The organism is Klebsiella sp. 141198, from assembly GCF_050600785.1.
GTDB classification, from domain to species: domain Bacteria; phylum Pseudomonadota; class Gammaproteobacteria; order Enterobacterales; family Enterobacteriaceae; genus Klebsiella; species Klebsiella aerogenes.
In genome coordinates, this window is sequence record NZ_JAQIRM010000001.1 from 692,852 (window position 1) to 719,592 (window position 26,741).

Annotated in this window: 19 protein-coding genes and 3 riboswitches; of the genes, 9 read left to right on the forward strand and 10 right to left on the reverse strand. The window is 49.5% G+C overall.

Annotated features, from left to right (window positions below):
- Positions 1–24 precede the first annotated feature (24 nt).
- A complete protein-coding gene (locus tag PGR10_RS03380) occupies positions 25–1,095 on the reverse strand; it encodes an isocitrate/isopropylmalate dehydrogenase family protein (protein ID WP_020078861.1) in 1,071 nt (356 codons plus the stop codon).
- Positions 1,096–1,419: 324 nt separating this feature from the next.
- Between PGR10_RS03380 and otnK the strand changes: the two genes are divergently transcribed.
- Genes otnK through PGR10_RS03395 form a run of 3 tightly spaced genes read left to right on the forward strand, consistent with a single transcriptional unit; the run spans position 1,420 to position 4,693 of the window.
- Positions 1,420–2,679: a 3-oxo-tetronate kinase gene (otnK, locus tag PGR10_RS03385; RefSeq protein ID WP_020078860.1), complete on the forward strand. Its 1,260-nt coding sequence runs from the start codon at positions 1,420–1,422 to the stop codon at positions 2,677–2,679.
- The gene (locus PGR10_RS03390; RefSeq protein WP_023318252.1) at positions 2,672–3,310 is read left to right on the forward strand and encodes an aldolase; all 639 of its coding nucleotides are present in this window, start codon (positions 2,672–2,674) and stop codon (positions 3,308–3,310) included. The genes otnK and PGR10_RS03390 overlap by 8 nt, the downstream gene beginning before the upstream one ends.
- A 30-nt stretch (positions 3,311–3,340) precedes the next feature.
- On the forward strand, positions 3,341–4,693 hold the full coding sequence (locus PGR10_RS03395) for an SLC13 family permease (protein WP_430922934.1): 1,353 nt from the start codon (positions 3,341–3,343) through the stop codon (positions 4,691–4,693).
- 222 nt (positions 4,694–4,915) lie between these two features.
- Here the strand turns inward: PGR10_RS03395 and PGR10_RS03400 are convergent, their stop codons facing one another.
- The 3 genes from PGR10_RS03400 to PGR10_RS03410 all read right to left on the reverse strand — a co-directional run bounded on the left by PGR10_RS03400 (position 4,916) and on the right by PGR10_RS03410 (position 7,611).
- The gene (locus tag PGR10_RS03400; RefSeq protein ID WP_020078857.1) at positions 4,916–5,305 is read right to left on the reverse strand and encodes a DUF190 domain-containing protein; all 390 of its coding nucleotides are present in this window, start codon (positions 5,303–5,305) and stop codon (positions 4,916–4,918) included.
- A complete protein-coding gene (locus PGR10_RS03405; RefSeq protein ID WP_430922935.1) occupies positions 5,302–6,675 on the reverse strand; it encodes a voltage-gated chloride channel family protein in 1,374 nt (457 codons plus the stop codon). Before PGR10_RS03405 ends, PGR10_RS03400 begins: the two co-directional genes overlap by 4 nt.
- Positions 6,676–6,750: 75 nt before the next feature.
- Positions 6,751–6,820: riboswitch (Fluoride riboswitch) on the reverse strand.
- A gap of 212 nt (positions 6,821–7,032) precedes the next feature.
- Positions 7,033–7,611: an undecaprenyl-diphosphatase gene (locus PGR10_RS03410; protein ID WP_074091246.1), complete on the reverse strand. Its 579-nt coding sequence runs from the start codon at positions 7,609–7,611 to the stop codon at positions 7,033–7,035.
- 215 nt (positions 7,612–7,826) lie between these two features.
- Positions 7,827–7,903: riboswitch (Fluoride riboswitch) on the forward strand.
- A 42-nt stretch (positions 7,904–7,945) separates the two neighbouring features.
- Here PGR10_RS03410 and PGR10_RS03415 point away from each other — a divergent pair.
- The 6 genes from PGR10_RS03415 (at position 7,946) to PGR10_RS03440 (ending at position 14,508) form a co-directional block, all read left to right on the forward strand.
- Positions 7,946–8,908, forward strand: a complete 963-nt coding sequence (locus tag PGR10_RS03415) for a DHHA2 domain-containing protein (RefSeq protein WP_074091245.1) — start codon at positions 7,946–7,948, stop codon at positions 8,906–8,908.
- 3 nt (positions 8,909–8,911) lie between these two features.
- The gene (locus tag PGR10_RS03420; RefSeq protein ID WP_074091244.1) at positions 8,912–9,346 is read left to right on the forward strand and encodes a universal stress protein; all 435 of its coding nucleotides are present in this window, start codon (positions 8,912–8,914) and stop codon (positions 9,344–9,346) included.
- Positions 9,347–9,361: 15 nt separating this feature from the next.
- On the forward strand, positions 9,362–10,648 hold the full coding sequence (gene eno / locus PGR10_RS03425; protein ID WP_074091243.1) for a phosphopyruvate hydratase: 1,287 nt from the start codon (positions 9,362–9,364) through the stop codon (positions 10,646–10,648).
- Between the two features lie 318 nt (positions 10,649–10,966).
- Complete coding sequence (locus PGR10_RS03430; RefSeq protein ID WP_074091242.1) at positions 10,967–11,653, forward strand: 2,3-bisphosphoglycerate-dependent phosphoglycerate mutase; 687 nt, start codon at positions 10,967–10,969, stop codon at positions 11,651–11,653.
- A 34-nt stretch (positions 11,654–11,687) separates the two neighbouring features.
- Complete coding sequence (gene crcB, locus PGR10_RS03435; protein WP_074091241.1) at positions 11,688–12,062, forward strand: fluoride efflux transporter CrcB; 375 nt, start codon at positions 11,688–11,690, stop codon at positions 12,060–12,062.
- 115 nt (positions 12,063–12,177) lie between these two features.
- Positions 12,178–14,508, forward strand: a complete 2,331-nt coding sequence (locus PGR10_RS03440) for an HAD-IC family P-type ATPase (RefSeq protein WP_074091240.1) — start codon at positions 12,178–12,180, stop codon at positions 14,506–14,508.
- Positions 14,509–14,571: 63 nt separating this feature from the next.
- Here PGR10_RS03440 and PGR10_RS03445 read toward each other — a convergent pair whose 3' ends face one another.
- The 6 genes from PGR10_RS03445 to PGR10_RS03470 all read right to left on the reverse strand — a co-directional run bounded on the left by PGR10_RS03445 (position 14,572) and on the right by PGR10_RS03470 (position 26,712).
- Positions 14,572–16,092, reverse strand: coding sequence for a MutS-related protein (locus PGR10_RS03445; RefSeq protein WP_074091239.1), 1,521 nt, complete (start codon positions 16,090–16,092; stop codon positions 14,572–14,574).
- Entirely contained in the window at positions 16,089–17,627 is a 1,539-nt protein-coding gene (locus PGR10_RS03450) for a MutS-related protein (protein ID WP_074091238.1), read from the reverse strand. The genes PGR10_RS03445 and PGR10_RS03450 overlap by 4 nt, the downstream gene beginning before the upstream one ends.
- Before the next feature lie 236 nt (positions 17,628–17,863).
- Positions 17,864–18,283 (reverse strand): universal stress protein, encoded by a 420-nt coding sequence (locus tag PGR10_RS03455; RefSeq protein WP_052747016.1) that lies wholly within the window; start codon positions 18,281–18,283, stop codon positions 17,864–17,866.
- Positions 18,284–18,334: 51 nt separating this feature from the next.
- Positions 18,335–19,534, reverse strand: a complete 1,200-nt coding sequence (locus PGR10_RS03460; RefSeq protein WP_033128511.1) for a cation:proton antiporter — start codon at positions 19,532–19,534, stop codon at positions 18,335–18,337.
- 124 nt (positions 19,535–19,658) lie between these two features.
- Positions 19,659–19,719, reverse strand: a riboswitch (Fluoride riboswitch).
- Between the two features lie 1,061 nt (positions 19,720–20,780).
- Positions 20,781–22,991, reverse strand: a complete 2,211-nt coding sequence (locus PGR10_RS03465) for an AAA family ATPase (protein WP_430922937.1) — start codon at positions 22,989–22,991, stop codon at positions 20,781–20,783.
- Between the two features lie 199 nt (positions 22,992–23,190).
- Positions 23,191–26,712: a DUF4020 domain-containing protein gene (locus tag PGR10_RS03470; protein WP_430922938.1), complete on the reverse strand. Its 3,522-nt coding sequence runs from the start codon at positions 26,710–26,712 to the stop codon at positions 23,191–23,193.
- Positions 26,713–26,741 lie beyond the last annotated feature (29 nt).

Sequence of the window (26,741 nt, forward strand, 5' to 3'; positions counted from 1 at the left end):
ATTCCGGGCAGCCAGAACTTATGCTCAGGAACGAATAGCCGCTGCCACTTTATCAGCAAAGGCTTTAGTACCGCATGTGCCCCCCAGATCCGGAGTGCGGGTCGCCGGGTTCTCCAGCACTTCGTCCACCGCGCGGTTGAGCTCATCCGCTGCTTTCAGGAATTTCGGCTGGTTATGCTTCTCGGCATACCACGCCAGCATCATTGCCGCGGAGAGGATCATCGAAACCGGATTAGCTTTATCCTGATTTTGAATATCCGGCGCAGAACCATGCTGTGCCTGCGCACAGCAATGGGTATCGCTGGCCATAATGGAGCCCGCTAAGCCCAGGCTTCCGGAGAGTTCGCTTGCCAGATCGCTGATGATGTCGCCGTAGAAGTTGGTAGCAACCAGCACGTCAAAGCGTTCCGGGTTACGCACCAGATGTGCGGTGGATGCATCTACCAACAGGTCATCCAGCTGTACTTCCGGGAACTCTTTCGCCACGGTGCGCACCGCTTCCAGGAACAGACCATCCGTCATATGGAAGCTGTTGGCTTTGTGGATAGCCGTCACTTTTTTCTTACGCTGCATCGCCAGTTCAAAAGCTTTACGCGCAATACGCTCAGAGCAGTGACGGGTGATTTTGCGGGTAGACAACGCCATATCCGGGCTCGGCATTACCTCACCCCAGCCGCGCGTCATATTACGATCCGGGTAAAAACCTTCTGTGGCTTCACGCATGATCACGAGATCCATGGTTTTGCCTTCTTTCATGTTCGACGTCAGGAATGGACGCGTGCGGGCCGGGCGAACGTTCGCATACAGGTCCAGACCGATACGAAAGCCCGCTGAGACATTGCGTCCACCCTTTTCAGGGGCTGGATAGTCCGCGTGGGACTGGGTACCGAGAATAATGCCATCGTAGGTTTTCGCTCTGTCTAACGACTCCTGACGAAGCGTGGTGCCATATTTTTCCAGGCTCTTGAAACCCACATCTTCGTAGTCAAATTCAAAATCCAGGCCGAAGGCTTTATCCAGTGAATTCAGCACTGTTACTGCAGCTGAGGTGATTTCAGGACCGATACCGTCACATGGCAGAACCAGAATGCGCATAAAAACTCCAATAGGTTGTTTGCTTACGATTGCATTTTTATATCAATAAATGCATATGCAGTAAGGTGATGGCGATCACATTAATCTGATAAACATTTATTAATTTAGCATTTTGTTTACCTTTCATGCACTTGCGGGCAGCAATTCTTTGCGGCCATAAGTGCATGCTGCAGTTGCATCTCCGCATTAATGGTTGATATACACATGAGATCTCTGGAACGCCGGAAAAGTGTGATCTTAACCACGCTTTAACAACCACCTCATTTGCATTTATAAGCGTATAAAAGCAATATAACCCAATCAATGGATTTCAGAGGAATGAACATGACTAAGTTAGGCGTCATCGCCGACGACTTTACCGGGGCCACAGACATAGCCAGCTTTATGGTTAACGCAGGCTGGAAGGTGGTGCTGTTTAATGGCGTGCCAACGAGCGCTTTCGACGCGCAGGATGCAGATGCCATCGTGATTGCCTTGAAGAGCCGCTCGATCCCGGTCAACGAGGCGGTGGAACGGTCGTTATCGGCCTCGGCCTGGCTAAAGGCGCAGGGGTGCCAGCGACAGCTCTTTAAATATTGCTCCACCTTTGACTCGACTTCTCAAGGTAATATCGGCCCGGTGACCGATGCGCTGATGAAGTTCTTAAATACGCCCGCCACTCTTGTCTGCCCGGCGGTACCGGATAATGGCCGCACGATAGTGCACGGCCATTTGTTCGTTAAGGGTGAACTGCTTAATGAAAGCGGTATGGAACATCATCCCGTCACGCCGATGAAACATTCCTCCCTGAAAAAACTGATGGAAGCGCAGTCCGTGGGGCTGTGCGCGATGATTAATCTGGAGAGGGTGAAAAATCACCCGGATGACATAGCGTTTGAGATGGAAAAACATCTGGCAAATAAAGCCCGTTATTTCATCTTCGACGTCCTTGATAATCAGGATCTGCTGACTGTCGCCCGGGCTACCGCGAATTTCCCGCTAGTGACCGGCGCCGCCGGACTGGGGTATGCCATCGCCACCCTGGATGGGCAGAACACATTGTCCGGAAAACAGGCCATGCACATTGATGCCAGCGGAGCCAGCGTGGTGCTTTCTGGCAGTTGTTCAGCCATGACCAATCAACAGGTGGATTTCTATCAGCAGCGCGCCTCCGCTCTGGCGCTGGATGTGGAAAAAATTATTCACGATCCCGCCTATCTGGAGTTCGTGGCGCAATGGGCAATCGCCCATGCCGGTGAGCCTCTGGCACCGATGGTCTACGCCACCCAACCGCCGCAAATCATTGAGCTGATCCAGAAGAACTACGGGGCTGAGTACGTCAGCGACCGGATTGAAACCTTTTTCTCTTCGCTGGCCCAGGCGCTGACCCAAGCTGGCTTTAACAAGTTTATCGTCGCGGGAGGCGAAACTTCGGGCGCGGTAACGCAGGGATTGAACATTGAGGGGATGATTATTGGTGAATCGGTCGCGCCGGGCGTGCCCTGGACCCAGACCCTCAACAAACAGCAGTGGGTGATTCTCAAATCCGGGAACTTCGGTAGCCAGGATTTCTTCCAGAAAGCACAGGAACATTATCATGAGTGAAAAACAGTTAAGAGAGGATATGGTTCGCTATGCACGTTCCATGTTTGAGCGCGGATACAGCAGCGGTGGCGCGGGCAATATCAGCCTGAAACTTCCGGATGGTAATATTCTTGCGACGCCCACTAACTCCAGCTTTGGCGACCTCGATGCAGACGAGCTGAGCAAAGTCACCATGCAGGGAGAGCTGCTGTCCGGCCAGAAAGCCTCTAAAGAGGTGCTGATGCATCTTGCGATGTATCGCCAACGCCCGCACTGTGGCGGCATCGTTCATCTGCACTCTCCCTGGCTCACCGCCCTGTCGTGCCTGCCAGGTATCGACCCTGAAAATGCCCTGCCTCCCATTACCCCTTATTACGTAATGCGGGTGGGTAAACTGCCGGTGGTGCCTTACATTCGCCCGGGTTCACCGATAATTGCAGAGCACGTTGAAAAGCTGGCGGCGGAACATAATGCCATTCTTTTAGCGAATCACGGACCTATTATTTCTGGAAAAGACATCCGCGAGGCGGTATTTAATGCCGAAGAGTTAGAGGAGACGGCAAAACTTTATTTTATGCTCAAACCATTTGGCATGAATACCCTGACTCAGGAAAATGTTGAAGAGCTTAACGCCACATTCAATATGAAGTAAGTAATAGCAATAACGCCCTGCGTTAATTTATTGCGCAGGGTTTGCCCTGCCCGTGTAACCAAAATTATAATAAGGTCGCCTATGTCTCTTATGCTTATCACCGGGATAGTTATGTTTATTATATTAACCTGGTGTCTTCTGAAAAACATATTCCCTCCCAGTATTTTATTTATACTTCTGCCTACCGCTGCCGCATTAGTATGTGGTTTCGGTTTTAAAGAGTTAGGCGAGTATGTCGCTCAAGGGTTGAAATCTGTCGTGGGAACAGCAACGCTCGTTGCCTTCAGCGCCATGTTCTTCACCCTGATGAAAGAAGCGGGTGTGTTCGACGTAATCGTTCGCTTTATTCTGCGGTTCATTACCCCCTCCACATTTTCAGTCTTACTCGCGACGCTGGTGATTGCCTCCATTTGCAGTCTTGACGGGAATGCCTATGCCACCCTGCTGGTCACAGTGCCTGCTCTGCTGCCAATCTATGAAAAGATGAACATCAGTAAAAAGACATTGTTACTGCTGATCACTGTGGGGGTGGGTGTAACCGGGATCACCCCCTGGGGCGGCTCGCTCAACAGAGCGATCGCGGTGACACATCTGGATATTCTGGACGTCTACTATCGGCTGATCCCGTTACAGGCGATCCTGTTTGTGCTGGGGGTTATTCTTTGCTGGTTTATGGCGAGGATCGAAAACAGAAGCGGTTCGGGTATTTCGCCGGATGGATTCCATCTTATGCGAGCCGATATGCTCACCTGTAAAACAGATCATAATTCCTGGTTGTTGAAACTGAATTTTGCCTTAGTCATCGCCACCATTGTTATTCTAGTCTCAGGTCTGGTTGCCGGGAATTATCTGTTTATGATTTCCTTTTCTCTGGCGATGATTATTAATTACCCGGATGTGAAAACTGCGCAACAAAAAATCAAAGAATATGCCCTGACGATATTCCCGGTGATCGTTATATTTTTAACCATCGGCGTATTTGTGGGTATTCTGCAAAACACAGGTATTATACAAGTGTTGGTGAGCGAGATTGCCGACATTTTCCCCGCCAGTCTTGGGCCGTATCTGTACCTTATTCTCGCGGCCTTCAGCGTGCCGATTGTGATTCTGATTGGTTCTGATGCGTTCTACTTTGCGCTGTTACCTCTCGCGGTCGGCCTGGGCCAGAGCTTCGGCATATCACCTTTACACGTTACAATTGCAATGCTCATTACAGAGCAGATAGGATTGCTACTGAGCCCCGTCATTCCAGCCACGCATCTCGGACTGAGCCTACTTAATTTACGGGTTGATGAACATATCCGATATTCTATGATGAAGGTCTGGATTATGAGCGTCTGCGCACTCGTTGCAGCACTGGTAATCGGAACGATACCTGTATGAGATAAAGATATTTTCAGTCTTATAGAACTTAGCGAGTAAATAAAGGGGCAGAATAATATCTGCCCTTATAACTATAGGGCAGGATCATTTACCGGGGCGGGTTCAGTCCAAAAATTGTAGAAATCTTGTTGTGACTAGTCGAAAAAATTAAGCTGTCATTTTATTACCACTTTATATCCAGGGAACTCTCCCTGGATATTTAACATGCTTACTTTCCTGTATTCAGGCAAACTCAGGTGCATGAAGAGAAATATGATGAGCATGAGGCTCTTCACATTTTAATAGCACGGCATAAACCTTTTTTAACTCTTCCGTATTTTCCTGAAGGAAAGCTCTCAGATTTTCTTCCGAGTCCAGTAATTCGAGACACTGGGGATGTGTCATATTAGTTAACTCCGGATGATGGTGAGATAATCGTTTTCCGGGAAGATAACCGGAGGTGACATGATGTAATGTCGCCACTTTAATGTGTGATTTCTTCGCCACGGAAAGAAGATGCTGCGCCAGCTGGGGAGCAAGTAATCTGTGCCAGAAACGTCTGGCACTGGCTTTGGTCGCGACTGGAAAATATAATCTTAATGCGGCTAAAGTCTGGGCTGCATCTGCACTCATTTAGAACTCTCCATTGTGACTTCTTTGTCATTTTTAGATTGTTTTTTTATTTCATTTTCTTCACGTGATAACGCGAAATATTTCTTCCTGCGAACAGCTGAAATTTCAGAAATACGTAGATCAGACGGAATAAGTGTGCGGTATCGGCGGCTTTTGGCATGACCGACTCGCTGGGCATGATAAATCCCGGTATGTCCTGAAAAAAGATATGCCGTAAAGCAGCCGACGGCAGAAAATACTGCCATTTCGGTACCGAACAGTTCCATCGCCATAAAGGTTGTCGCAAGCGGGGTATTTGCCGCACCGGCAAATACAGCCACAAAACCTATCCCGGACATAAAAGCAAATGGCATGTGCAGAAGAGGAGCGAGAGCATTACCCAGAGTGGCACCAATGTAAAACAGAGGTGTGACCTCACCCCCTTTAAATCCTGTCGCCAGAGAAACGATGGTAAAGCCCATTTTTCCCATAAAATCCATCGGATATAGCGGTTCTTTAAAGGCTCGTACAATTTCCGGAATACCAAGACCAATATAACGGTCAGTACCGATAAACCAGACGGCAGCAGCAATCAGTATCCCTCCGAAAAAAGGACGCAAAGGAGCATACTTAATGTAACGTTTAACGATCCCACTGGCCTTTCCGGTCGCGACAGAGAATACCATTCCTGCCAGCCCGAATACGGCACCCGCTATGACAACGGACAGGAAACTCCATATAGTAAATGCCGGGATGAAATCGATGCGGTAATGTGTATGATGTACCCCCCATGCCAGACAGACCTGATCGGCAAGCACTGCGGCAACCAGACAGGGGAACAGCGCGTCATAACGAATTCGCCCTATTGCCAGTACTTCCATCCCAAAAATAGCACCAGCCATAGGGGTACCGAATACCGACGAAAAGCCCGCGCTCATCCCTGCCATCAGCAGGATCCGACGAGCGTCTTTCTTCACTTTAAACATATGCGTAAGCTGATCGGCCAGGGCTCCCCCCATCTGAACCGCCGTCCCTTCGCGCCCTACCGAAGCGCCAAACAGATGCGATATGAGAGTTCCGCCAAGAACCAGTGGCACCATCCTTATCGGAACCACCTTTCTCGGATCGTGTATCTCATCGATAATCAGATTATTGCCAGCGTTGACGGGCTCGCCATACCAGCTGTAAACCAGTCCGACCACAAGACCTGCCAGTGGAAGCAACCATATCATCCAGGAATGGGATTCCCGCCATGCCGTGGCATTATCGAGTGAGAGAAGAAATAATGCGGATGCAGTACCTGCCAGTAATGCGATAAGACTCGCAGTAACTAACCATGTCCCTACATAGGAAAATAATTCAATTTGATCGTGGTGTTTTAGTCGTTTCATTGGTCCTGGCTCGTGAGTTTCAGGGCTGACCAATGGGGAGTGCAGAAAATAGCCTACAGTACCGACAAAGGTCAGTGTTCTGTAGGCGTCATTAACTGTCAGAAAAACAGTGGTTATAAGGAGGAACGCCATCTCCGCGGGGAAGTATACCTGTTCTGCCCAACTTTGACCATGATTTTTCCAGTTTCGTCTGCGGAATCAACCTTCTCTCATCCTCAAAGCCGTAACAGATCGCAGGATAATGGAGTGATCTGGAGATTATTTGCCAGTGAAATATTATTCAGGATAGACAGACCAGGATACAGAAAATGTAGATGACTGTTTTAAAATACCGCTACTGCCATCTCCCACCCTTCATTAAAATTTGAATAATTTTAAGCTGATTACTTTAAAAAAAGAGAGTATATATTCACCTTTATCTTTCCATAACCGGCAGAAAAGAGCATTAGACACCATCCCCGTGATTGCAGCACCTATCATATCGAGAGGAAAATGTACGCCAAGATAGATACGTGACCAGGCGACCAGAATACTAATGCCTAACACCAGCAGTCCTGTACGTACTGCCTTTGCGCTGATCAGCGCAAGTGCAAAACACACAAAAATGGTCATATGATCACTCGGGAATGAGTAATCTGCCGTATGCGAAAACCAGACATAGCCCAGCGGAACCATAAATGGTCTTGGATGCGGCCAGAGGGTTCCAATAATCAGGCTCAACACAACACCAATGACCATTGTTAACGTTGAGCGAAGCGCCAGTATCTTTCCTTTTTCTTTACCGGCAAAACATAAAAAAATAATAATAAATGGTATGGCATAAATAAGGGTATTCGCAAAAAAATTCGCAATAACCAGAGCTGAATCAGGCGTTCCAGGCTTAGCGTTCATAGCAAGGAAAATTTTTCTGTTCAGAGTTTCAATTTCATTCAGCATAAATGTTAATTACCCAGCAAAAAGAAGCATAATACTGCCTGATCCTTAATATTAACTTAAGAAAAATCCATGATGGCTGGCAGATCCTCCCAGATTCTCACCGTTCATTCTCGCTGAAGCCCTGGAGGGATAGGATGACACCGCACGTAAGGAATAACCTACACAACAGAGAACAACAATTGATATTGATTTATTGCAACGGTCCATATAAGATTGATCTACAAGGTGATGGTGCTCCACCTTACCCAACCGCCGGTTTCTTCAAAAACCGGATGATGACGCCTGATATACAGTTGAATTAGTCCTTTTATAGGCATGTATGTCAGGTATCGCTATGAAAAATCAAACCACATTACCGCTTACCTCAGAATCTCTCTCTTTTCAAAGAGATAATCCAATTTATGTCTTCGGTCATCGAAATCCTGACAGCGATGCTATCTGCAGCGCGCTGGTTGTGGCTGACTGGCTTAATTATACTGGTCGTCCCGCAACGCCCTGGCGCCTGGGGGATATCACCCCGGAAACCCGTTACATCCTCAATGTCGCGGGTGTTTCACAACCTGATTTACTCACCGCCGACCTGACTGATAAAACCGTATGGCTGGTTGATTTTACGGATGCGGAGCAGGGACCATCCTCGTTGATGGACAGCAACGTCATCGGCATCATTGACCATCATCGTATTGGCACCCTCATTACCCGCAATCCACCGGATGTCTGGGTGCGGGCGGTAGGATGCTGCGGAACCGTAATTCTCTCAATTCTGATGCATGACATTCCCATGCCGATTACGGCATCTCAGGCAGTGTTGCTGATGGGGGCGATCCTCAGTGATACCGTTGCGCTGACTGGCCCCACCACCACCACTCAGGATCAGGAAGCCGTAGCAGTTTTGCGTGAAATCGCCGGTATCGATTATGACCAGTTTGTGACAGGGCTACTGCGTGCCAAAACAGATATAACCGGGCAATCCACATCGGTATTACTCAATCGTGACGCCAAAAATTACCGGATCCATGAAGTGTCGCTGTTGTTGTCACAAATTGAGGTACGCGACATGGCTGATATTACTCCCCTGTTGCCCGCGCTGCTGCAGGAAATGGATAAAACCTGTAAAGACAGTTCGCTGGACATGGTTATTTTGATGGTGACAGACCTCACCAACCGGAACTCCGTTTTACTTTTTTCAGATAGCAGCCTGACAGGCTCTCTCCAGGTGTCGCTGCCCGGTATGACAAGCCGGAAGAAAGAAATCCTGCCCTGGCTGACCGACCGCTTCGCTTCTTATAAGAGGTGATTTATGCAAATTTACCGGCATGCCTTGTTACTTGTACAAAATGAAACCGATGGTCTGCTGTTGCTTGAACAGGCAGAACGTCTGGCAAAAGAGATGGGCACCCGTATTACTGTCGGCCATCTCAGCGCTGACTACCGGGAACTGGACTATACCAGTGATTCATTAACCAAGGATCGTCAGTCCCGCGAAGTTATTGATGCAAAGGCAATGCTGAGCCGTCTGGTGGAGTCCAGCAGTATTGACCTCAAAGTCCGGTCCATCGTCAGCATTCATCGTTTCCGGGACGTCGAAGCCGTTGTTCTACATGAAGATATCGATCTGGTCATGCTGGGGCATAAAAACCGCCTGTTCGGGGTTTTTTCTTCCTTTTCTTTCGAATTCATCAATCACCTCTCTGTTGATGTTCTGATTAAACACATTCCAACCCCATACCCATAAAAGAAGGTCAAACTTATGAGCTTTGAAATTGAAAGTATTATTGCAAGAGAAATTCTGGATTCCCGTGGTAACCCGACCGTAGAGGTTGAAGTGACTTCTAAGGATGGCAGTATGGCTCGTGCCTCCGTTCCTTCCGGCGCCAGCACCGGCTCCCGTGAAGCCATTGAACATCGCGATGGCGACAAAACCCGTTTTGGCGGTAAAGGCGTACAGGATGCGGTCCGCAGCATCAATACCGAAATTAACGATGCCCTGCAGGGCTACGATGTACGCAGTCAGAAGGAAATCGACAACTGCCTGATTACCCTTGATGGCACAGAAAATAAAGGCCGCCTGGGCGCCAATGCGATCCTTGGCGTGTCGCTGGCAGTATCCCGCCTGGCAGCACAACTTTCCTCTACCCCGCTCTACCGCTATCTGGGGGGTGTCGGCGCGAATCTGCTGCCGGTTCCCTGTATGAATATCATTAACGGCGGGGTTCATGCCCGCTGGCAAGGCGCTGATTTTCAGGAGTTTATGATTGCACCATGGGGAGCTTCTTCCGTACGTGAAGCTATTCGCTGGGGTAGCGAGGTCTACCAGGCACTGCGTCAGGTCCTGCTGGAAAAAGGTTTATCCACCGGCGTGGGCGATGAAGGTGGTTTTGCCCCGGCCGTTTCCTCAAACCGCCAGCCGCTGGAGCTTATCGTCGAGGCAATTAGCAAGGCGGGATACCGCCCGGGTGAAGATATCGTTATTTGTATGGATCCGGCCTCCAGTGAGTTTTATGCAGATGGCAAATATACCCTGCGTACTGAAAACACTCAGCTCAGTGCTGAAGAAATGACCCGTTACTATGAACAGCTGGTGAATGACTTCCCGATTGTGCTGATTGAAGATGGCCTGGCGGAGGACGACTGGGCCGGCTGGCAAATTCTGCATGCTGCTCTGGGCGGTAAAGTTGAACTGGTCGGTGATGATATTTTTGTGACCAACGTGAAATATATACAACGCGGCATCGATGAAAACCTGGCCAATGCCGCATTGATTAAACTGAACCAGATAGGCACCCTGAGTGAAACCATTGAAGCCATCCAGTTGTGTCAGGATAACAACTGGGGAACCTTTATTTCACACCGGAGTGGGGAAACAGTGGACAGCTTCATTGCGGATATGACCGTAGGCCTACGAGCCGGTCATCTGAAAACCGGCGCCCCCAGCCGCGGGGAGCGCATTGAGAAATATAATCAACTGATGCGCATTGAAGATGAATTAGGTGATGCCGCCATCTTTGCCGGTAAAACCGCCTTCAAAAAACGCTGATTCCGTCACCCTTCCCGTATGCTTATCTACGGGAAGGGGTAAGGTGGTCCTGTGAATGGAAAAATACTCATACTGTCAACAGCAACGGGGATCCTGGCAACCTGTCTGGTTTTCCTGATCGCTGATGTCTTTTTTAATGTACTGCCAGATGATACCAGCGCCGTTGTAATCGCGCTGTTCATCGGGAGCTGCGCCCATCTTCTGATGCGTTACCTCCTTGACCGGAGACCAGGTAAATTCAGGTAATCAGTACAAACAACTGAACAGGTTCAGGTCCTTCAGGTTGAGTCGCTGTGGGTGACAGACAGGTGGTTGCTTATGGGAAAAATTATTTTACTCCGTCATGGAGAAAGTGAGTGGAATCAGCAAAATCGTTTTACCGGATGGGAAGATGTTCCGCTGACGCAGAAAGGAGTGGAAGAAGCCAGGCGCGCAGCAAACCTGATGAAACGCTCCGGGATCATCATTGATGGTGCCTGCACATCCGTTCTGAATCGGGCAATTCATTCACTCTGGCTGATAATGGAAACGTTGAATCAATTGTGGTTACCGGTGGACAAATCATGGCGGTTAAATGAACGCCATTATGGTGCGCTTCAGGGAATGGATAAGGATAAAGCCGCTCAACAGATTGGCCAGAAAATCGTTTATCACTGGCGGAGGAGCTATCGTGGTATCCCGCCTCCGTTACTGGATGCGCCTGCTTTACTTCATCGTGAGGCACGTTATCGCCATGTGTCCCTGACGGATCTACCGGCGGGTGAAAGTCTGGAAATGACGCAGCGAAGGCTGCTGCCTTACTGGCACCACGTCATTGTCCCGCGAGTTGTCAGTGGTGAAACCATGCTGCTGGTCAGTCATGCTAATGCATTGCGTGCGCTGACCATGTTTATTGAGCAGATTGACGAAAACAAGGTTCCCGATCTGCATGTCCTGACGGGTACCCCCGTACTGTATGAAATGAATGAAAATCGGGTCATCACCGCACGTTATTCCCTTGAATGACGGTCTGATGGTGCCCTGATTTCTGCGAGGTGATATGTACAAATCATTATTCGCGGTAGTGATAGGCGGCTCGATCGGCTGTGTGATCCGCTGGATACTGTCCATGCGTCTCAATGCACTTTTCCCCAATCTTCCACCTGGCACCCTGGTGGTTAATCTGGTTGGCGGATTTATCATAGGCATAGCACTGGCCTTCTTTGTCCGGCAGCCTCATCTCGATCCCGCCTGGAAGTTTTTTATTACCACCGGCTTATGCGGCGGTATGACCACCTTTTCCACCTTTTCTGCTGAGGTGGTGGTTCTTCTTCAGAATGGTAATTATGCATGGGCTGTCATTTCCGTACTGACACATGTAACTGGCTCGCTTCTGATGACTGCAGCAGGTTTTTTTGTGATGACACTGTTGTAAAAACATATGCGTCAAACACTTAACCGGCGCCGTGTCTCCATCAGATTTTCATTATATCGCCATAACAACACACCTGATTTACCGGGTTAGATTTTCCGATGGAGGATGTAAGGGGATGACTATTGAGAATAACGTGAAGGGACTTTCCAAAGCCGAGGTGCGGACCAGTCTGGAGCAATATGGCTATAACGTAGTGAGTGAGCAGCCTCATGGCCAGTTGCGTGAGATCCTCAAACGTCTGTGGGGCCCTATACCCTGGATGCTCGAAATTGCGCTGATAATCGAAGTGTCCCTGGGGAGGACGATTGAACCCGCTATCATTGCAGGATGGCTTGCTTTCAGTGCGATCCTTGGCGGCATTCAGGAACGGCGCGCACAGTCAGCACTTGACCTGCTGCGTAGTCGGCTGAAAGTTAATGCCAGTGTATGCCGTGATGGCACCTGGCGCTTGATACCGGCCCGAGAGCTTGTCCCCGGTGACTTTATCGCCTTAACGGCGGGGGACCTGGTCCCTGCCGACTGTGTGATTGATGAGGGAACAGTGGAAGTTGACCAGGCGGCCCTGACCGGGGAGTCGACCCCGGAGTCATACAACAAGGGCGATACTCTCTATTCAGGATCAACGATTACGAGCGGTAAGGCGACAGGAACCGTAACTGCCACCGGCACCCGAAGCTACTTTGGGCGTACGGCAGAGCTGGTACGGACGGCCAACTCTGCCAGCCATCTTGAACAGCTTCTGTTCGATGTTGTGCGTTATCTTGTGACCATTGACGCCGTGCTTGCGGTCATTCTGGCCGTTTTTGCACTCTGGCGCGGTGAAGATTTGTTACCCCTCGTCCCCTTTTTTCTTGTTCTCATTATTGCGACCGTCCCGGTGACAATGCCAGCAGCCTTTACGGTCGCCAATGCCGTGGAAGCCCGGCGGCTGGCGAATCAGGGGGTACTTGTCACCGGCCTGTCGGCGGTACAGGAAGCGGCAACCATGGATGTGCTCTGTATCGACAAAACCGGGACACTGACCAGAAACCAGCAGTCAGTTGCCGGCATAACGGCGCTTCCGGGAGAGAATGAGGACGAGGTACTGGCCTGGGCTGCCGCGGCCTGCGACGAAACGATGCAGGGGCAACTTGAGATGGCGATTCTGGGTGCGTTACGACACCGGGGGGGAATGCCGCCCATCCGTGAGCAGTTCATCCCGTTCGATCCTGCCACGAAATGTTCCGAAGCCCGTGTGTGTTCAGACAATGACGGATCGTCCGTTCACGTCATTTTGGGTTCACCGATGGTCGTTGCATCACTCGCCGAATCTCCTCCTGAGTTCACCACGATCCAGCAGGCCATGGCGGCGTCTGGCGCCAGGATCCTGGCAGTCGCAACCGGCACCGACGGCCATCTCCGTATCCGCGGGTTGCTGGCACTAGTCGATGTACTACGCGATGATGCCGCAACCCTCGTCAGGGATATCCGGGCACTGGGTATCAGGATAATCATGGTCACCGGTGATACAGTTGATACCGCCAGAGTTATCAGCCGCCAGGCAGGGCTCGGAGACCGCTTCGGCGATGCAGTCAGGGATCTGCAGACACCTCTCCACTTTGATGGTTTTGCTAACTTCTATCCGGAAGAAAAATTCCGTCTGGTGCAGTCCTTGCAACAGATGGGCTGTATAGTCGGCATGACGGGTGATGGTGTGAATGATGCGCCGGCACTGAAACAAGCCGGAGTGGGCATTGCTGTACAGACAGCGTCTGACGTGGCAAAAGCAGCTGCTCAGGTGGTGTTGACCCACCCCGGGTTAGATGGTGTTGCCGCCGTTGTATCAGGGGGCCGCCGTGTGTTTCGCCGTATGCTGACCTGGACAATAACGAAAATATCCCGTACCGTTGAGCTGGCGGCCCTGCTGACCATCGGCTATATCGCGACAGGATTCTTCGTCACACCGCTGGTTCTGATTGCCGTGATTGTGGTTCTCAATGATGTGGTGACCATCACGCTGGCGACAGACCGGTCATGGATTTCTTCATCACCGGAAAGATGGAACGTTGGTAAAATTGCCTGGCTGGGAGGTGTCCTGGCCACAGGCTGGCTGATTCTGGCATTCATGATCCTATGGTTCGTCCTTACCCGGTTGCAGCTTCCTGTCCCGCAAATCCAGGCCCTGATGTTCGCCTATCTAATGTATACGGCCCAGATGACGATTTATCTTTCACGAACGCCAGGCCGCTGCTGGTCACTCCGGCCAGGCCGGTTTGTTGTGTTGGCCACGGTGGGTAATATCATCATTGCCACCGTACTGGCTGCCGGTGGTTTTCTTATGACGCCGGTGTCACTGACACTGCTGGTCATCATGTTTGCTCTGGTTTTACTGGCCACCCTTCTGCTCGATCAGATCAAAATATGGCTCTTCGCCAGAAGACCTGTTGAGGGCTCACCGAAAAGCTGAACACAGATTATAACCGTTGCCATAGCCCGAGCGGTTATCGTCTGTCGGGCTATGAGGGGGCATTCAGCAACGTTCAGCGGGTTGTGCCGGAGGCGTGAAGACCTCCCGGTAGAGGTCTTCACCATAACTGGTATCCAGTGGCGCCCCTTCCGTCATGCGGAACGTTCTTTCGCCATCTGCACGCCTCTCCGCGCACAGATAAACCGTATCCTGGTGATACTCCTGATAAAATGCACAGGCAAATTCCGACGTGTGTGTAACGAAAAACAGCTTCACATGACGTTCTGCCAGCGCGGTCACTATCCCCCTGATAATGCCTGCCCCTTCCCGGCTGTTGGTGGCGGAAAACGATTCATTAAACAGCACCAGATCATCCGGCTTCAGATCGCTGACGATATCCCGCATGCGTCTGAGCTCTTCATCCAGCTTTCCGCTGACCATATGGCTGTCTTCTTCACATTTATAATGGGTGAAAATCTGCGGGCAGATATCGGTACTGAAACATTCTGCTGACACAAACATTCCCGTCTGCATCATGAGCTGGGCCAGACCGATGCTACGCAAGAATGTCGATTTACCTCCCTGGTTAGCCCCGGTAATAATAAAGGTGTTTTTATTATCCGTTTTCAGGCTATTGCTGATGACGGTATCCGGAGAAGTCAGCACCAGACAGGTATCAAATAATGAATCAAAGACCAGATAACGTTCCCTTTTGTAGATCGGAACCGGAAAACACTGTGGCACATTCCGGTGATTCAGCACCTCAGCAAGATTCAGGCAGGCGATATAGAACCCCAGCTCAGCACGCAACGCACGAAAGAAATTGAGCAGATGTGCTGTAGACTGGGCCATTGCGCTGGCAACCAGCACCAGTCCCTCATCCTGCAGGTTACTGAGTGCCCGGAACCCATTTTCATCCCGCGGAGCAATCTGTACGGTATAATGTTCCGGTTTGGGGGAAAACAGACGCCGGAACCAGTTTCTGCTCTCCGCGGCAGGCTGGCGAAGCACGTAACCCTCCCCCCGGTTTCCCGCCCCCAGTCTGGCACTCAGCAATACCCCTTTTTTAAATGTCATCTGCCTGAGGTGTTCCTCGATCACCTCAAGGTATTCATCATTCAGCTCCTGCATAATCATGACAAACAGGCGTTCCATACCGGATGAGGCGACATGAAGTAGGTTTTTCTCCGCTATCCCCCTGACCTTACGTAAATTGTCCAGCAGAAAACGGGTGAACGAAATGGACTGATGAAGAATGGCGGAAGGGTATCGCCCGAAAATACCGTAATGGAGTTTTTCCTTTTCCATTAACAGGCAATCCACCACAATTTTATAAAACTCCCTGAAAATTTCAGGATTGTAGAGACAATCGCGCAGTATAGCCTGCCGGTATTCAATATCCTGAACCTCTGTCAATGGCTGTGAACATGCTTTTCTTACCACCGAATACAGAAAATCATCCCCACCGGAAAGCGCCTGAAAGAGGACATCCAGCTCAAGGTCTTTAGCCAGAAGGGTAAAGTGGGCAGGAAATGATTCATCCACGATAAAATCATCACGTTTATACATCAGGTATGCTTTCATCCGTTTAACCCCGCTTTTATTTTTTCGTAGGTCAGCCCATATTTCTGTACCAGGGTGACCGACCATGCCACGCCATCAGCAGGTTTCCTGATAATTATATAGGTCCGGGAGGCCTCATTATCCTCTTCCACCGTACTCATCATGCTGACGACTGACGTATCCAGTACCGTCAGTTCATCGATAAATGTTACACAGACACAAAGGGCATCCAGTTCAATCACCTTTTCAATGACCCGGGTACCCAGAAAAATTGCATCGTGTGAGGTTGTGGAGGTAAATATCTCATTCATAATGATGAGACTGCGGGTAGTAGCTTTATCCAGTATGGCTTTAATCCTCACCAGATCGTCATACAGTTTTCCACGTAAATTATGAATATTTTCACTTTTTTCAAAGTGGGTAAAAATATTATCAACCAGATACAGCGTTGCCTGTTGCGCGGGAACGTATAACCCCAGCAAGGCAAAATAGTGTAACTGTCCGATCATTCTGGCAAACGTGGTTTTCCCGCCCTGGTTAGGACCGGAAATCACTAAAATACGTTCTCTCCCGTGGAGATAAAAATCATTACAGACAACCGGTACCTGTTTATTAAGCAGACTGTCAGCAAGCGCCAGATCAAAAGCTGACGTGACCGTAATATCTTTTCTTTCACTATTAATCTCTGGAATACAAAATGTTAATCCTGCCGCCTGAAACTGGCGGATATAATGGATACTGGCAAGATAAAACTGAACCTCTCTTTCAAAGACCTTCAACGTATGTTCCTGATAATCAGAGTGAGCCACAATGAAGGCATCAAGCTCTGCGAAAACAGCGGGAAAAAGTTTCGCCACACAGTCCAGAATTCTGGCTTCAAGATTATTCATGATGCCATCATGGCTCCTGAAATCGACATCAACCTGGACATCATGCTGTTTAAATCTGGAGAAAACGCGCAGGACTTCATGACTGTAATTTATCTCATCCGCATAATGTTCCACGCTGATGGTGTCGCCTTTGATCCTCAGACTGTAGCGGATATCGTCGAGTTGCCTTCTGATGGTCTGAGCAACGGTAGATAAATCAGTAAAACCGTCACTGTTCATATATTCAGACAGATAATTTCTGAAATTCGTCATCCCGCAGGACGTAAATGGCAGGTTTTCCATCTGTTCATGTAACGCGGTCACGGCGCGACAGTACAGCAAAATACACTCCAGATCCCATCGCCGTTGCTGGTAGTGGTAGTAGCGATTTTCCTTCCGCACACCAATTTCCCTTATTTTCTGCATTGTAGCTGAAAATTCTACCAGGGCATTGTAGATATTGTCCTTAGCCATATCCTGAATAACCCCCTGTCGGTAGTAGATATCCTCAGGATATTCCAGAGGGGTATAAAAAAAAGGAGAAATATCATACTCTTCCCGTCCTTTGACAACCGCCGTCACAACCTTATCAAGATTCAAATCAACAAAGTGCTCAGGCTGCCGGGTGTTTATTTTATGTTTTCGGTTTTCATCAAGCGTCGCGAACAATATGCTGATAAATTTCATAATCCCTCCGGAATGACTTTCCTGAGAATTCAGTTTAAAAAAAGAGTCTCGCGTATATACCCCGAGGTGTCCTGCTATACTCATTTCATGCAATGAATGGAGGTCATCATGGATTATGTCTTAATCGTATTCGTTATCATGATTCTGGCCCTTATATGTGTATTCGCTTTCGCATTATGGTCACAACAGCGTGTGGCGCGAAAAAAACATAAAAAGTAATTAATTTCGTCAGAACATTATTTTCTGACCACAGTGACCGGACACAGGGCGTGGTCAACGACCTGGCGGGCAACGGATCCCAGCAGCCAGCGAGAAAACAACGTTTTGCCACGGTGGCCGACCACGATATGATCGATACTGTGTGTATCAGCATAACGAAGTATTTGTTCGGCAGGATGGCCCATTGCCACATGAAATTTGGTCTCTTTTTTCAGCTCAGGATACTGTTTTTTCAGATTCCGCATCATCTGGTTAAAGTAGGATTGTGTCCGGCTGACAAAATCCTGCATCTCCACCTCCCCACCAAACTCCGGCAGCTGGCATACGGCAATAACGTACAATTCACTGTTATAATGACGGGCAAGTTCTGACGCAAAACTCATCGCCTCTTTTGCGGGATCAGAGCCATCATAGGCAACCAGTATTCGGTTCATCATGATTATTTCCTCTTCAACGTAACGGACACTGAACATCGACAGTTGCGAACATTATTCCCCTTTATTCACCCCTTCATTCGTCACTCGCCGGGTATTGTCATTTTCCGGCAGTAAGTGGCGTGGTAAGAAAAATGCATTCGCGATCAGCGTCGGAAGCACGGCGCTGCCGATCACCGCAGCGACCAGCGATGAGTACTGCGCCTCATTTATCAGGTGATGCGACAGGCCAAACAGTGCCGAAATCGTGCCGAAGGTCAGCCCGGTGGACATCAACAATGTGGTGTACATACTTTCCTGATGGGGAGAACCATACCAGCGGCACACCGGATAAACCCCGGCAAGTTTGGTGAGCATTTTTACCAGCAGCAGGATCAAAAAAGCGCCAGGTGCGCCGGCCAGTGCCGGAAGAGAAACCAGCGAGCCCGCCCGGATAAAATAGAACGGAGTCAGCAGGCCGAACGTCATCGTCCTGAGGCGACGTATCAGCACATGGTCCTTACCGACAGTTCCCGCCAGCACCATCCCGATAAGATACGCCGGCAGTACCGCTTCACTGTCTGCCCAGGTGGCCAAGCCACCGAGGGCAAACAGACATAACATTAAAAACTTGGCCTCCAGTTCGGAAGGCCGATCTCCAAATCGTTTGAAGAAACGGGGGGTAAGCCAGGGAAGGAGAAAAGCCGCAACCACCATGGTGCCGGTAAATGCGACGGTTCTGAGAGTAAAGGGGGCGAAAATTAGCCCCAGAGCAATAACGGTCGCCAGATCGGTGACAAAGCAGGCGGCAAGAACCGTTTTCCCGTATCCAGAGGTATTGATCCCAAGCTCCAGCATCACGGCATACACAACTGCGACTGATGTCGTAGACATGGCGATCCCGGCAAGCCAGCTCGCTTCGGGCATCCAGCCCAGACACCATCTGGCCAGCGCCGCACAGAGGAAAAACGGCAGGAAAAAGCTTATCAGACCGATAATCAGCGCCTGTTTCCATTGTTTTCTGAAGACGCCCGGGTCGAGCTCCGCTCCGGCAAGAAAAGTCAGCAGTATTGCGCCTGCACCGGATAAAAACTGCACCCAACTGGCATCTCCAGCCAGTATGCTGGCACCTAACAGGGCACCAATAATGAGCTGCGCAATGGTGCCCACCACAATTTCGGAGAGCGCTGTCGCGATACGCAGGTATATGGACAGGATAGTAGCGATTAATGCAAGACCCAGCCACAGTGCAGCCTGGAACCAGATTTCAGTCATATAAACTCCCGATGGTAACCGGTGGTTTGCAGAACTGACAGGCAATGAAAGGGGCCAGAAAAAGTAAGCGGCATATTGGCTCCTACACAATGCAACTTCTCACCCGCAACGGTGTGAACAGTCAGAATGTGTAGGCATCATCAGCCGGAAGGCGGTTAGAGGAGAATGCCATCTCCTGTAAAAACCCTAGCAAAAAATACTACTGTTTGCCAGCAGTTGAAGACAGGGTTTGAATAATGTTTGTCAGATATGCCTCTGCTGACTGTGACAAACACCCTCACCTCCTGCTAAAGAGGATGGAACAGGTACAAAAATCAAAATAGCCCTAAAAGCGGCTATTTGATGCTAGTTCATGAAGTATATTTCTAGTAAAACGGTTTTTAATGATAAAAACGGTGAAAAAACAATAATTACCAGCACTATCATCCGTGAACTAGGATTGTGCTTAACATAAGTTAAATTTAGTCCGTCGTCCATTTAGTTCATAACCACCCGCAGACCACGATCAATCATACACTTACCTGTCCCTCCATCTTCTTCTTGCAGGACGTTATGTTTGTTGGTTACTTTGTTCATACACATACTGTTTATGAGGATAAGACTCCATAGGGCTACTGTGCTTTTTAACTAACTGTGGGTAGGATTTTTCAGTAAAGGAGGGATTATGTGCAATTTATGCAGGACGGACGGGAATTACTTCCATACTCCGGAATGCGTGTATGACCAGCTGGTCAGTGAGTACCCGTGATGTGGCTGCGGGACTCGACCCGGATTGGCACCTGCTACACCCTCCTGTAGCCTGACAGCAGCCCTGATTTCTGCCCTGCTGGTCCTCATCACTCCGGAAATATTCTGTTTCCGGCAAATCTCAGGGCTTGCCGGGTGTCTTACTCCCCTAGCCATCCCGAAACGGGCATGAAGACTGGCTGCGACCGCCGGACCGTCAGAATCGCGCATTCCCCCTGTTTTTATTAAGGAAATGGTTTACCTCCAGCCGGTGAAGTGCCTATAATTGGGTATCGTCACCTCGGGTATTCCCCCTGCGCTTTTTACCGCCTGTAAATGGTTACAGGGACTTCCGGCAGTAGCCGGACTGTAACAGGATGACCCGCCATGAAACCGAAAATAGTACCCGTTGTACGGTATACTCGTTTTCGTTTCGGGCGCGTAGAGCATGTGCGTAATCACATGCGCTCGCTCCCGACGCGTTAAATGAACGGTACCCGCAGGTGACGATGCCTCCTGTTTAAACGCCCGCCTCTGGCAGTCCTTCAGACTCCCCCATCATTGCAAGATAGTGCTCATCATCATCCGTCTGAATAAACACCCTCCTGAACATTTTCAGATAGCGGTCCTTATCGATGACGCCGGTCGAAAAGATATTTCTTCCATCAGAATGAGAGTGCCGGTTGATTGCACGGTAGAATGAATCATATTCCCCGGCATCACTGTATTCACCTGCCAGAGACTCCAGAGCGTCTTTCAGCTTTTCGGTTTTGCAGGCGAAGCTGAAATAATACTCAAGAATGTTTCTCATGGTGTTAAACAGCACCACCGGCTGGGTTTTCTCATCCCTCACATCCTTCAGGGTCTGCCATAACGCCTGATATTCATTGAGCATTTCGTGCATCGAAAGCTTTTCGCAGGCACTGTAATCCGATTTAACAATCCTGAGCAGGGACCAGTTTACCGGCGCTTCTCTGTTATCCTGTAGACGACCGCTGTTTAACAGTATTTCCTGGAAGAAAAACATGTTGTGAGTGAGTATAACGACGTGTCTTGCAGCCCCTGCCTTAATGATTTTGCGCTTAATGAGCGCTGCGACCTCATAGATATAATTATGCGACAGGCTGGAAATAGGATCGTCAATGACAATGAGTTTATTATCAGGATGAATGGTTTCGGGAGTGAGACTGCCCGAACATGATTCAATGAAGTAGAGGAAAGAAACGATGGTTTTCTCACCCTCACTGAGGGATTTGAAGACTTCCGCCTTATCAGGTTCGTTGGCCCGGCGCAGCCGGTAGAGCTTCAGTTCATCATCATGGCAGATGATTTCAAACCCGGTGATCCCCAGCAGTCTCAGGTTAGCATTGATAATGTTGATGGTTGGCTGGATGTCGGAGAGCTGTCCGGTCAGCGCGCTTGTTTCATCATCCAGAGTTTTCTTACGGGCGGCCATCGACTCCACTTCGCGCAGTCTGGTTTCAGTTGCGCTCTTGAGCTCGCCAAGTTGCCTGTCACGTTCCTGAAAGAACTCATCACAAATGCTTCTCAGGTGCGCCATGACATCCGCATTCAGCGTTTTCTTTTCCTGGGTATAGTTCTCTGCCAGCCGGTTGTTTTCACGCACGCGGGTGTTGAAAGCGGTGACTTCATTCTGAAGAAGCGTCAGGGGTTCCTGTATGTTTTCAGGCGTGATCACCAGTGAGGGTTCTTTTATTTTATTGAGGAACTGCTGCAGGAGGATCTGAAGGCCTTTATTTACGGTCCTGACCAGCGAAAGGATATGGCTTCCCTCATCAACGAAAGCATGGGTCGCGACACGGCGCTCAAATCCGGCCAGGTTGTCACAGTCCTCTGCGAGCCGTTCAGCTACCTGACGCAGGGTATCCAGCGATGTCTGATATGTTTCATCAAACATTTTACTGAGTTCAGTCTTAAAACGCGGGACATCAAACGACTGCTGGCAAAACGGACACAACTCGTCGTGTATGTAGTGCTGCCCCTGGCGTACCCAGTCAGCATTGCCGATTTTCTGAATGAGTGCAGAGAACTGGGTACTGTTTGCTGGCATAACAGGTTCCTGCATCAACGTTATGACATCTTCCGTTACCGTGGCTGTAGGGGGGATATGCACTTCAGGGACCAGCGTGCCTTCGCTCTGACTTAACAGCTTCCACCTGTCCACCAGGGTTTCGGTGGTGGTATGCACACCCGGGGGTGCGGTGGCCACCATACGTTCGTAGAACGATTTTTTTATCCTGGCGCCATCAAGAAAATCGCTGAGACTTTTCCTGTCATTGACTGTCCTGTTAAACATGTCTTTGGCACAACGGTCGATAACCTTCTCTTTCAGGCCATTTTTTTCTGCAATCTCTGCATTCAGTTTATCGATGCGGGCACCCAGTCGCGCACTTTCTTTATCATTACTGTTTATTTTTTCCTGGCTTTCTTCATTTGCCTCGCTAAGTGTGAATATCCCTGGCTGACAGTCAGCACGGGCGAACTTGCTGTCGATGTATTCCTGATTAAAAACCTGAAAGTGCCTGACATGACGGCTGTCAAACGAACAGTGCCGGTATTTATCGGCCTGAGGCTCATAAAAATAGCCCGACACCGTGGATTTACCGGATCCATTCTGGCCATAGATAAGCGTCACTTTGTTGCTGAGGTCAAAACAGATATCCCTGTCGGGCGCGTAGCTTCTAACTCCCCTGATACTGAGTGTTGCCAACGTATTCTCCTTGTCCCTGAGTTTTATGAACCTTTTATCGTAACGCACATCACCGATCCCGCGCAGGGACACACGACACAAAATGTAAAATCATCCTCAGCGGTCAATGCGCCTGTATGTTACGTCCCCGTATCCCATGACCCGACGAGATCAGTTTAAAGACTTTGTCCTCCGGTCAGCTGCATAAAATCGACTGTAGCTATTCCCCCCTTATCAGACCTGCGTGGGCAAATGCCTCATCGAGGCTACTACGAACATGTGCAGGTATAAGGGGTAAACGCATCTCGATTTTTATCAGGTCATTCGCATTATAACCAAAAGTACAGCTTGAAAGATAAACCAGCAGCTCCGCTGTTTCAGTTGGGAATCGTGTTACCAGCTCACTGTTGCACAAGTCATAAAAAACATGACTGTGCCCTATTCGGATTTTGGGGCTGCGAATAGCCAAAGCCACGGCCTCCGGAAATTCGTCGCCAAGGTGTGGTAACCACTCCAGCATCTTGCCAATCTCTGTTTCGTCCAGGACAGCAAACACTCCTTGTAATCGATTTTGCCAGTAGCGATGTAGCCAAACATCCCAAAGTTGTTTTTTGGCTGGCTGTTGCATTTGACTCAGGATTTTTCTGAGATGTGATGCGAACGTTAATCGATCTTCCAAAGATCCATGTTGAAAAAGCGTAGGTAACAGTTGATGCGTTGGATCTGATACATAGAATGCGGCGAGCGCGGTATAGAACTCGATAAATCGCTGGCGATGGCTGTTTAAGTCGGCATCAAGTCTTGACATCGCAGCAACGAAAGCTGACAACATAGCATCAACAAGGGCTGGATATAAACGCCCCCACATGAGAAAACCCTCCCACGCCTGCGCAAATGTGTGCCGCTTAAGGTCACTGAACAATGGGATAATGTGGTGGCGGGTCCATGCTTCATCTAAACCGAAAAGGAATGCTGTTTGACTGGCCAGCAAACAACACCCCATCCCTCCTTTTGTGGTAACGTCTTGCACCACCATTGTAAACCACTGGCGGTAACGCTCAGGCATAATACGTTCAGCACCCACCTTACCATGTACAAACAACGACAGGCCGTTGATCCAGAATTCTACAATAAGGCCAGCTGGATGATTGATGGCCCTGGATAGCCAATCTTCAATATCTACGCCTTCTTCCGCTACATCAGCATCTATAGCCTGCCAGACGGACAGTGAGATGATGCAAGCTTGCTCCAGCAAATCAAGCGCGAATGGTTTACCTCCGTCCCTTACCAAAGAGTAAAGGAGGTCCGCAATATCGTAGGAATGCTCCGACTGTAGTATCGACTTTGATACTAAATTTAGTAAGTCCTGCCAACTTTCTTTGGATAATTCACTTTCCCACAATCCTCGAAGTAGCACTGGCCAAAGATCTGATGACCACAGTGCCTGTTCAGTTAGGGTCTGTCCAAGCATAAAAGCCCAACTCGCGTTCTGCTTGCATGCCTCGCGGGTATTGGTCAACAAGCCCTCTCGGCTTGGGCTATTGAAGCCACCATCCCTGAAACTCAACAATTCATTGAGTTGTTCGCGAGGTTCACGAGCGAGGAGTTGCTCGACCGACCACGGGCTCTCCGACCCTACCCATTCCGCAGATCCCATCCAGTGAGTAAAGTCTGGATGCTCCGGTGACCGCCATTCAGGATATTGTTCTTCGAGCTGGGATAAGGCCTCGCACACCAGGACACAATCAGGTTTCGCCTGGTGCAACCATGATAGCCAGTCGAAATGTAAGCGTGCTGAACGCTCCTCGGCAGATAAGTCATCGGAAGCCGGCAGGCTATGTGCAAGGATTGCTTCAACAAAGGCCTTTCGTGTGAGCTCCGCAGCACTTGGATAATTCAACGCGACAGCTCTATAGACTTCATGATGCCCGGAAACCCTATCACGATCTATGTGATCCAGTAACCAATTCAGGCGCTGTTCAGGAGATAGCTCGGGGTGCATTGTTATCGCGTGTATAGCCAGCCGACGCAATAGAGAAGCATCAGAGATCACTAGTCGCTCGATCCAAGCACTGAGTAACGTAGGGGAATCTACTGCGAGTTGCTCCAGAGCGTCGCGCGCGGCGTCAATCAAAACGTCGACGGCATCAGGATATTTGTCTTGCTCATGCGGTTCGATAGCCGAACGCCTAAAACTGAGTGCATCCCATTTACGCGATGCTTTGCCCCAAACAGTCAATTCGTCATGCATCATCTCAAGGCGCAGCGCAATACTCGACAATAGTTGCTGTCCCAGGTGCGGCAAAAATGGCTTCAAATGTTTAGTCCACACATCGTTTAGCAGCCAGTGGTCGGCTCGCAAAGGACACTCAGCCTCTAAACGATTGTGCTCATTACTCTCATCATCGGGCCACACAAAACCGGGTTTGATGCTGAGTCGATGTTCGCTCATTACCATGAAGACTGCCAGAATCAGTTCGATACATCCCTGGCTCGCGCAGCGTTCAGCCAACCACATTAACACATGGGGGTCTGCATTTTTTGGTGCGCTTGCAAGCAGAATTGAGATCCAGCGTTTGAGCGCTGAAACTTCCAGCGGCTTTTCTATCATGACGCCGAGCTCACGACCGATAGACCACCAAAGAACAGGATTCATCTGCAATCCATGCGCCGCAATAATACCTAAAACTATATCGGGGTGTTCTATCGAGAAATGCTGCGCAAGCCACTGAACAAGTAACCCATCGCGCTCGTTGAGGTTAACACTGCCAAAAAGTGCATCAAGATGCTTACGCCTATTCAGCCACTGAAGCCATTCAGGATCTCGCACAACGTTGATTAAAAAACGGGTCGTGTGCACTTCACGTAGTGCCTGTTCGATTTCACTGATTGCTTCTTCATCTGTTGGTGGCGGGCGGTTGCCTAGTTCAGCCAGACGCGACTGCCAGTCGAGCGCTCCACGGAGGTTTCGCTCAGCGAGTCGATGCACCCCTTCAAAGAGTTCCTTGAATGGCTCCATGCCGGAGTGTTTCTCGAAGCGAACAGGAGTAATACCCAGCAAATCCCAGCTCCCCTCCTCATCCGTCAAGGCAAATCGACCCGCAACGCTATCTACCGGTAACGCTCGAGCCAGATAATTCATTACGACATCGTTGTGGCTATAGCCAACAAATAACACCGTGTATTTGCGAAAAACATCCACAAGAAATCTCCGTGCCCATCCCTCAGTCAGATAGGCCCGACCGAAATCCGCGTCCGTTAACACCAAATCCTGCGCCTGGGGCAAAGCGCCGTGGACGTGGACTATGCCTGAAAAATCGTAGCCTCGGGGCAAAGCTGGCGCTCTATATACATCAGGAACCGTACCGAACAAATCATTGGCTGCTGTTACAAAGTGTTGATCAAAGTTAGTAGTAACCAATCTGACGCAGTCCGCAGTCCTGAACAGTCGTAACAAATCATAATGTAGGGCGTTAGGGGCACTTCCTGTAGGTGAAAGGAGTTGTGCGGCACGTTCATGAACTGCAACATTACGATGATGCAATTGTCCTAGAAACCGATCCAATGGTTCGCTGGGAACGTATCCACTACCCTGAGCAATATCACTGGTCAATTTCCAAAAACTGGAAAGATTCGACGGCGGCCCCATTGAAACACCGGCACCAGCGAAGACAACAATCTGACCATCTCGAAGGGCGTCAATAATACGATCGTCAAAATTGATGGTACCTAGCTTTGTCATATATGAAAGTTTCTCCAAAATAGGTGCTG

Excerpts from the sequence above, each read along its gene's own strand:
- PGR10_RS03405 (WP_430922935.1), bottom strand. The coding sequence starts at position 6,675 with ATGAAACGACTAAAACACCACGATCAAATTGAATTATTTTCCTATGTA.
- eno (WP_074091243.1), top strand. The coding sequence starts at position 9,362 with ATGAGCTTTGAAATTGAAAGTATTATTGCAAGAGAAATTCTGGATTCC.
- PGR10_RS03470 (WP_430922938.1), bottom strand. The coding sequence starts at position 26,712 with ATGACAAAGCTAGGTACCATCAATTTTGACGATCGTATTATTGACGCC.
- PGR10_RS03430 (WP_074091242.1), top strand. The coding sequence starts at position 10,967 with ATGGGAAAAATTATTTTACTCCGTCATGGAGAAAGTGAGTGGAATCAG.
- PGR10_RS03415 (WP_074091245.1), top strand. The coding sequence starts at position 7,946 with ATGAAAAATCAAACCACATTACCGCTTACCTCAGAATCTCTCTCTTTT.
- PGR10_RS03400 (WP_020078857.1), bottom strand. The coding sequence starts at position 5,305 with ATGAGTGCAGATGCAGCCCAGACTTTAGCCGCATTAAGATTATATTTT.
- PGR10_RS03445 (WP_074091239.1), bottom strand. The coding sequence starts at position 16,092 with ATGAAAGCATACCTGATGTATAAACGTGATGATTTTATCGTGGATGAA.
- PGR10_RS03390 (WP_023318252.1), top strand. The coding sequence starts at position 2,672 with ATGAGTGAAAAACAGTTAAGAGAGGATATGGTTCGCTATGCACGTTCC.
- PGR10_RS03380 (WP_020078861.1), bottom strand. The coding sequence starts at position 1,095 with ATGCGCATTCTGGTTCTGCCATGTGACGGTATCGGTCCTGAAATCACC.
- PGR10_RS03460 (WP_033128511.1), bottom strand. The coding sequence starts at position 19,534 with ATGACTGAAATCTGGTTCCAGGCTGCACTGTGGCTGGGTCTTGCATTA.
- PGR10_RS03455 (WP_052747016.1), bottom strand. The coding sequence starts at position 18,283 with ATGATGAACCGAATACTGGTTGCCTATGATGGCTCTGATCCCGCAAAA.
- PGR10_RS03440 (WP_074091240.1), top strand. The coding sequence starts at position 12,178 with ATGACTATTGAGAATAACGTGAAGGGACTTTCCAAAGCCGAGGTGCGG.
- PGR10_RS03420 (WP_074091244.1), top strand. The coding sequence starts at position 8,912 with ATGCAAATTTACCGGCATGCCTTGTTACTTGTACAAAATGAAACCGAT.
- PGR10_RS03410 (WP_074091246.1), bottom strand. The coding sequence starts at position 7,611 with ATGCTGAATGAAATTGAAACTCTGAACAGAAAAATTTTCCTTGCTATG.
- PGR10_RS03450 (WP_074091238.1), bottom strand. The coding sequence starts at position 17,627 with ATGAAATTTATCAGCATATTGTTCGCGACGCTTGATGAAAACCGAAAA.
- crcB (WP_074091241.1), top strand. The coding sequence starts at position 11,688 with ATGTACAAATCATTATTCGCGGTAGTGATAGGCGGCTCGATCGGCTGT.
- otnK (WP_020078860.1), top strand. The coding sequence starts at position 1,420 with ATGACTAAGTTAGGCGTCATCGCCGACGACTTTACCGGGGCCACAGAC.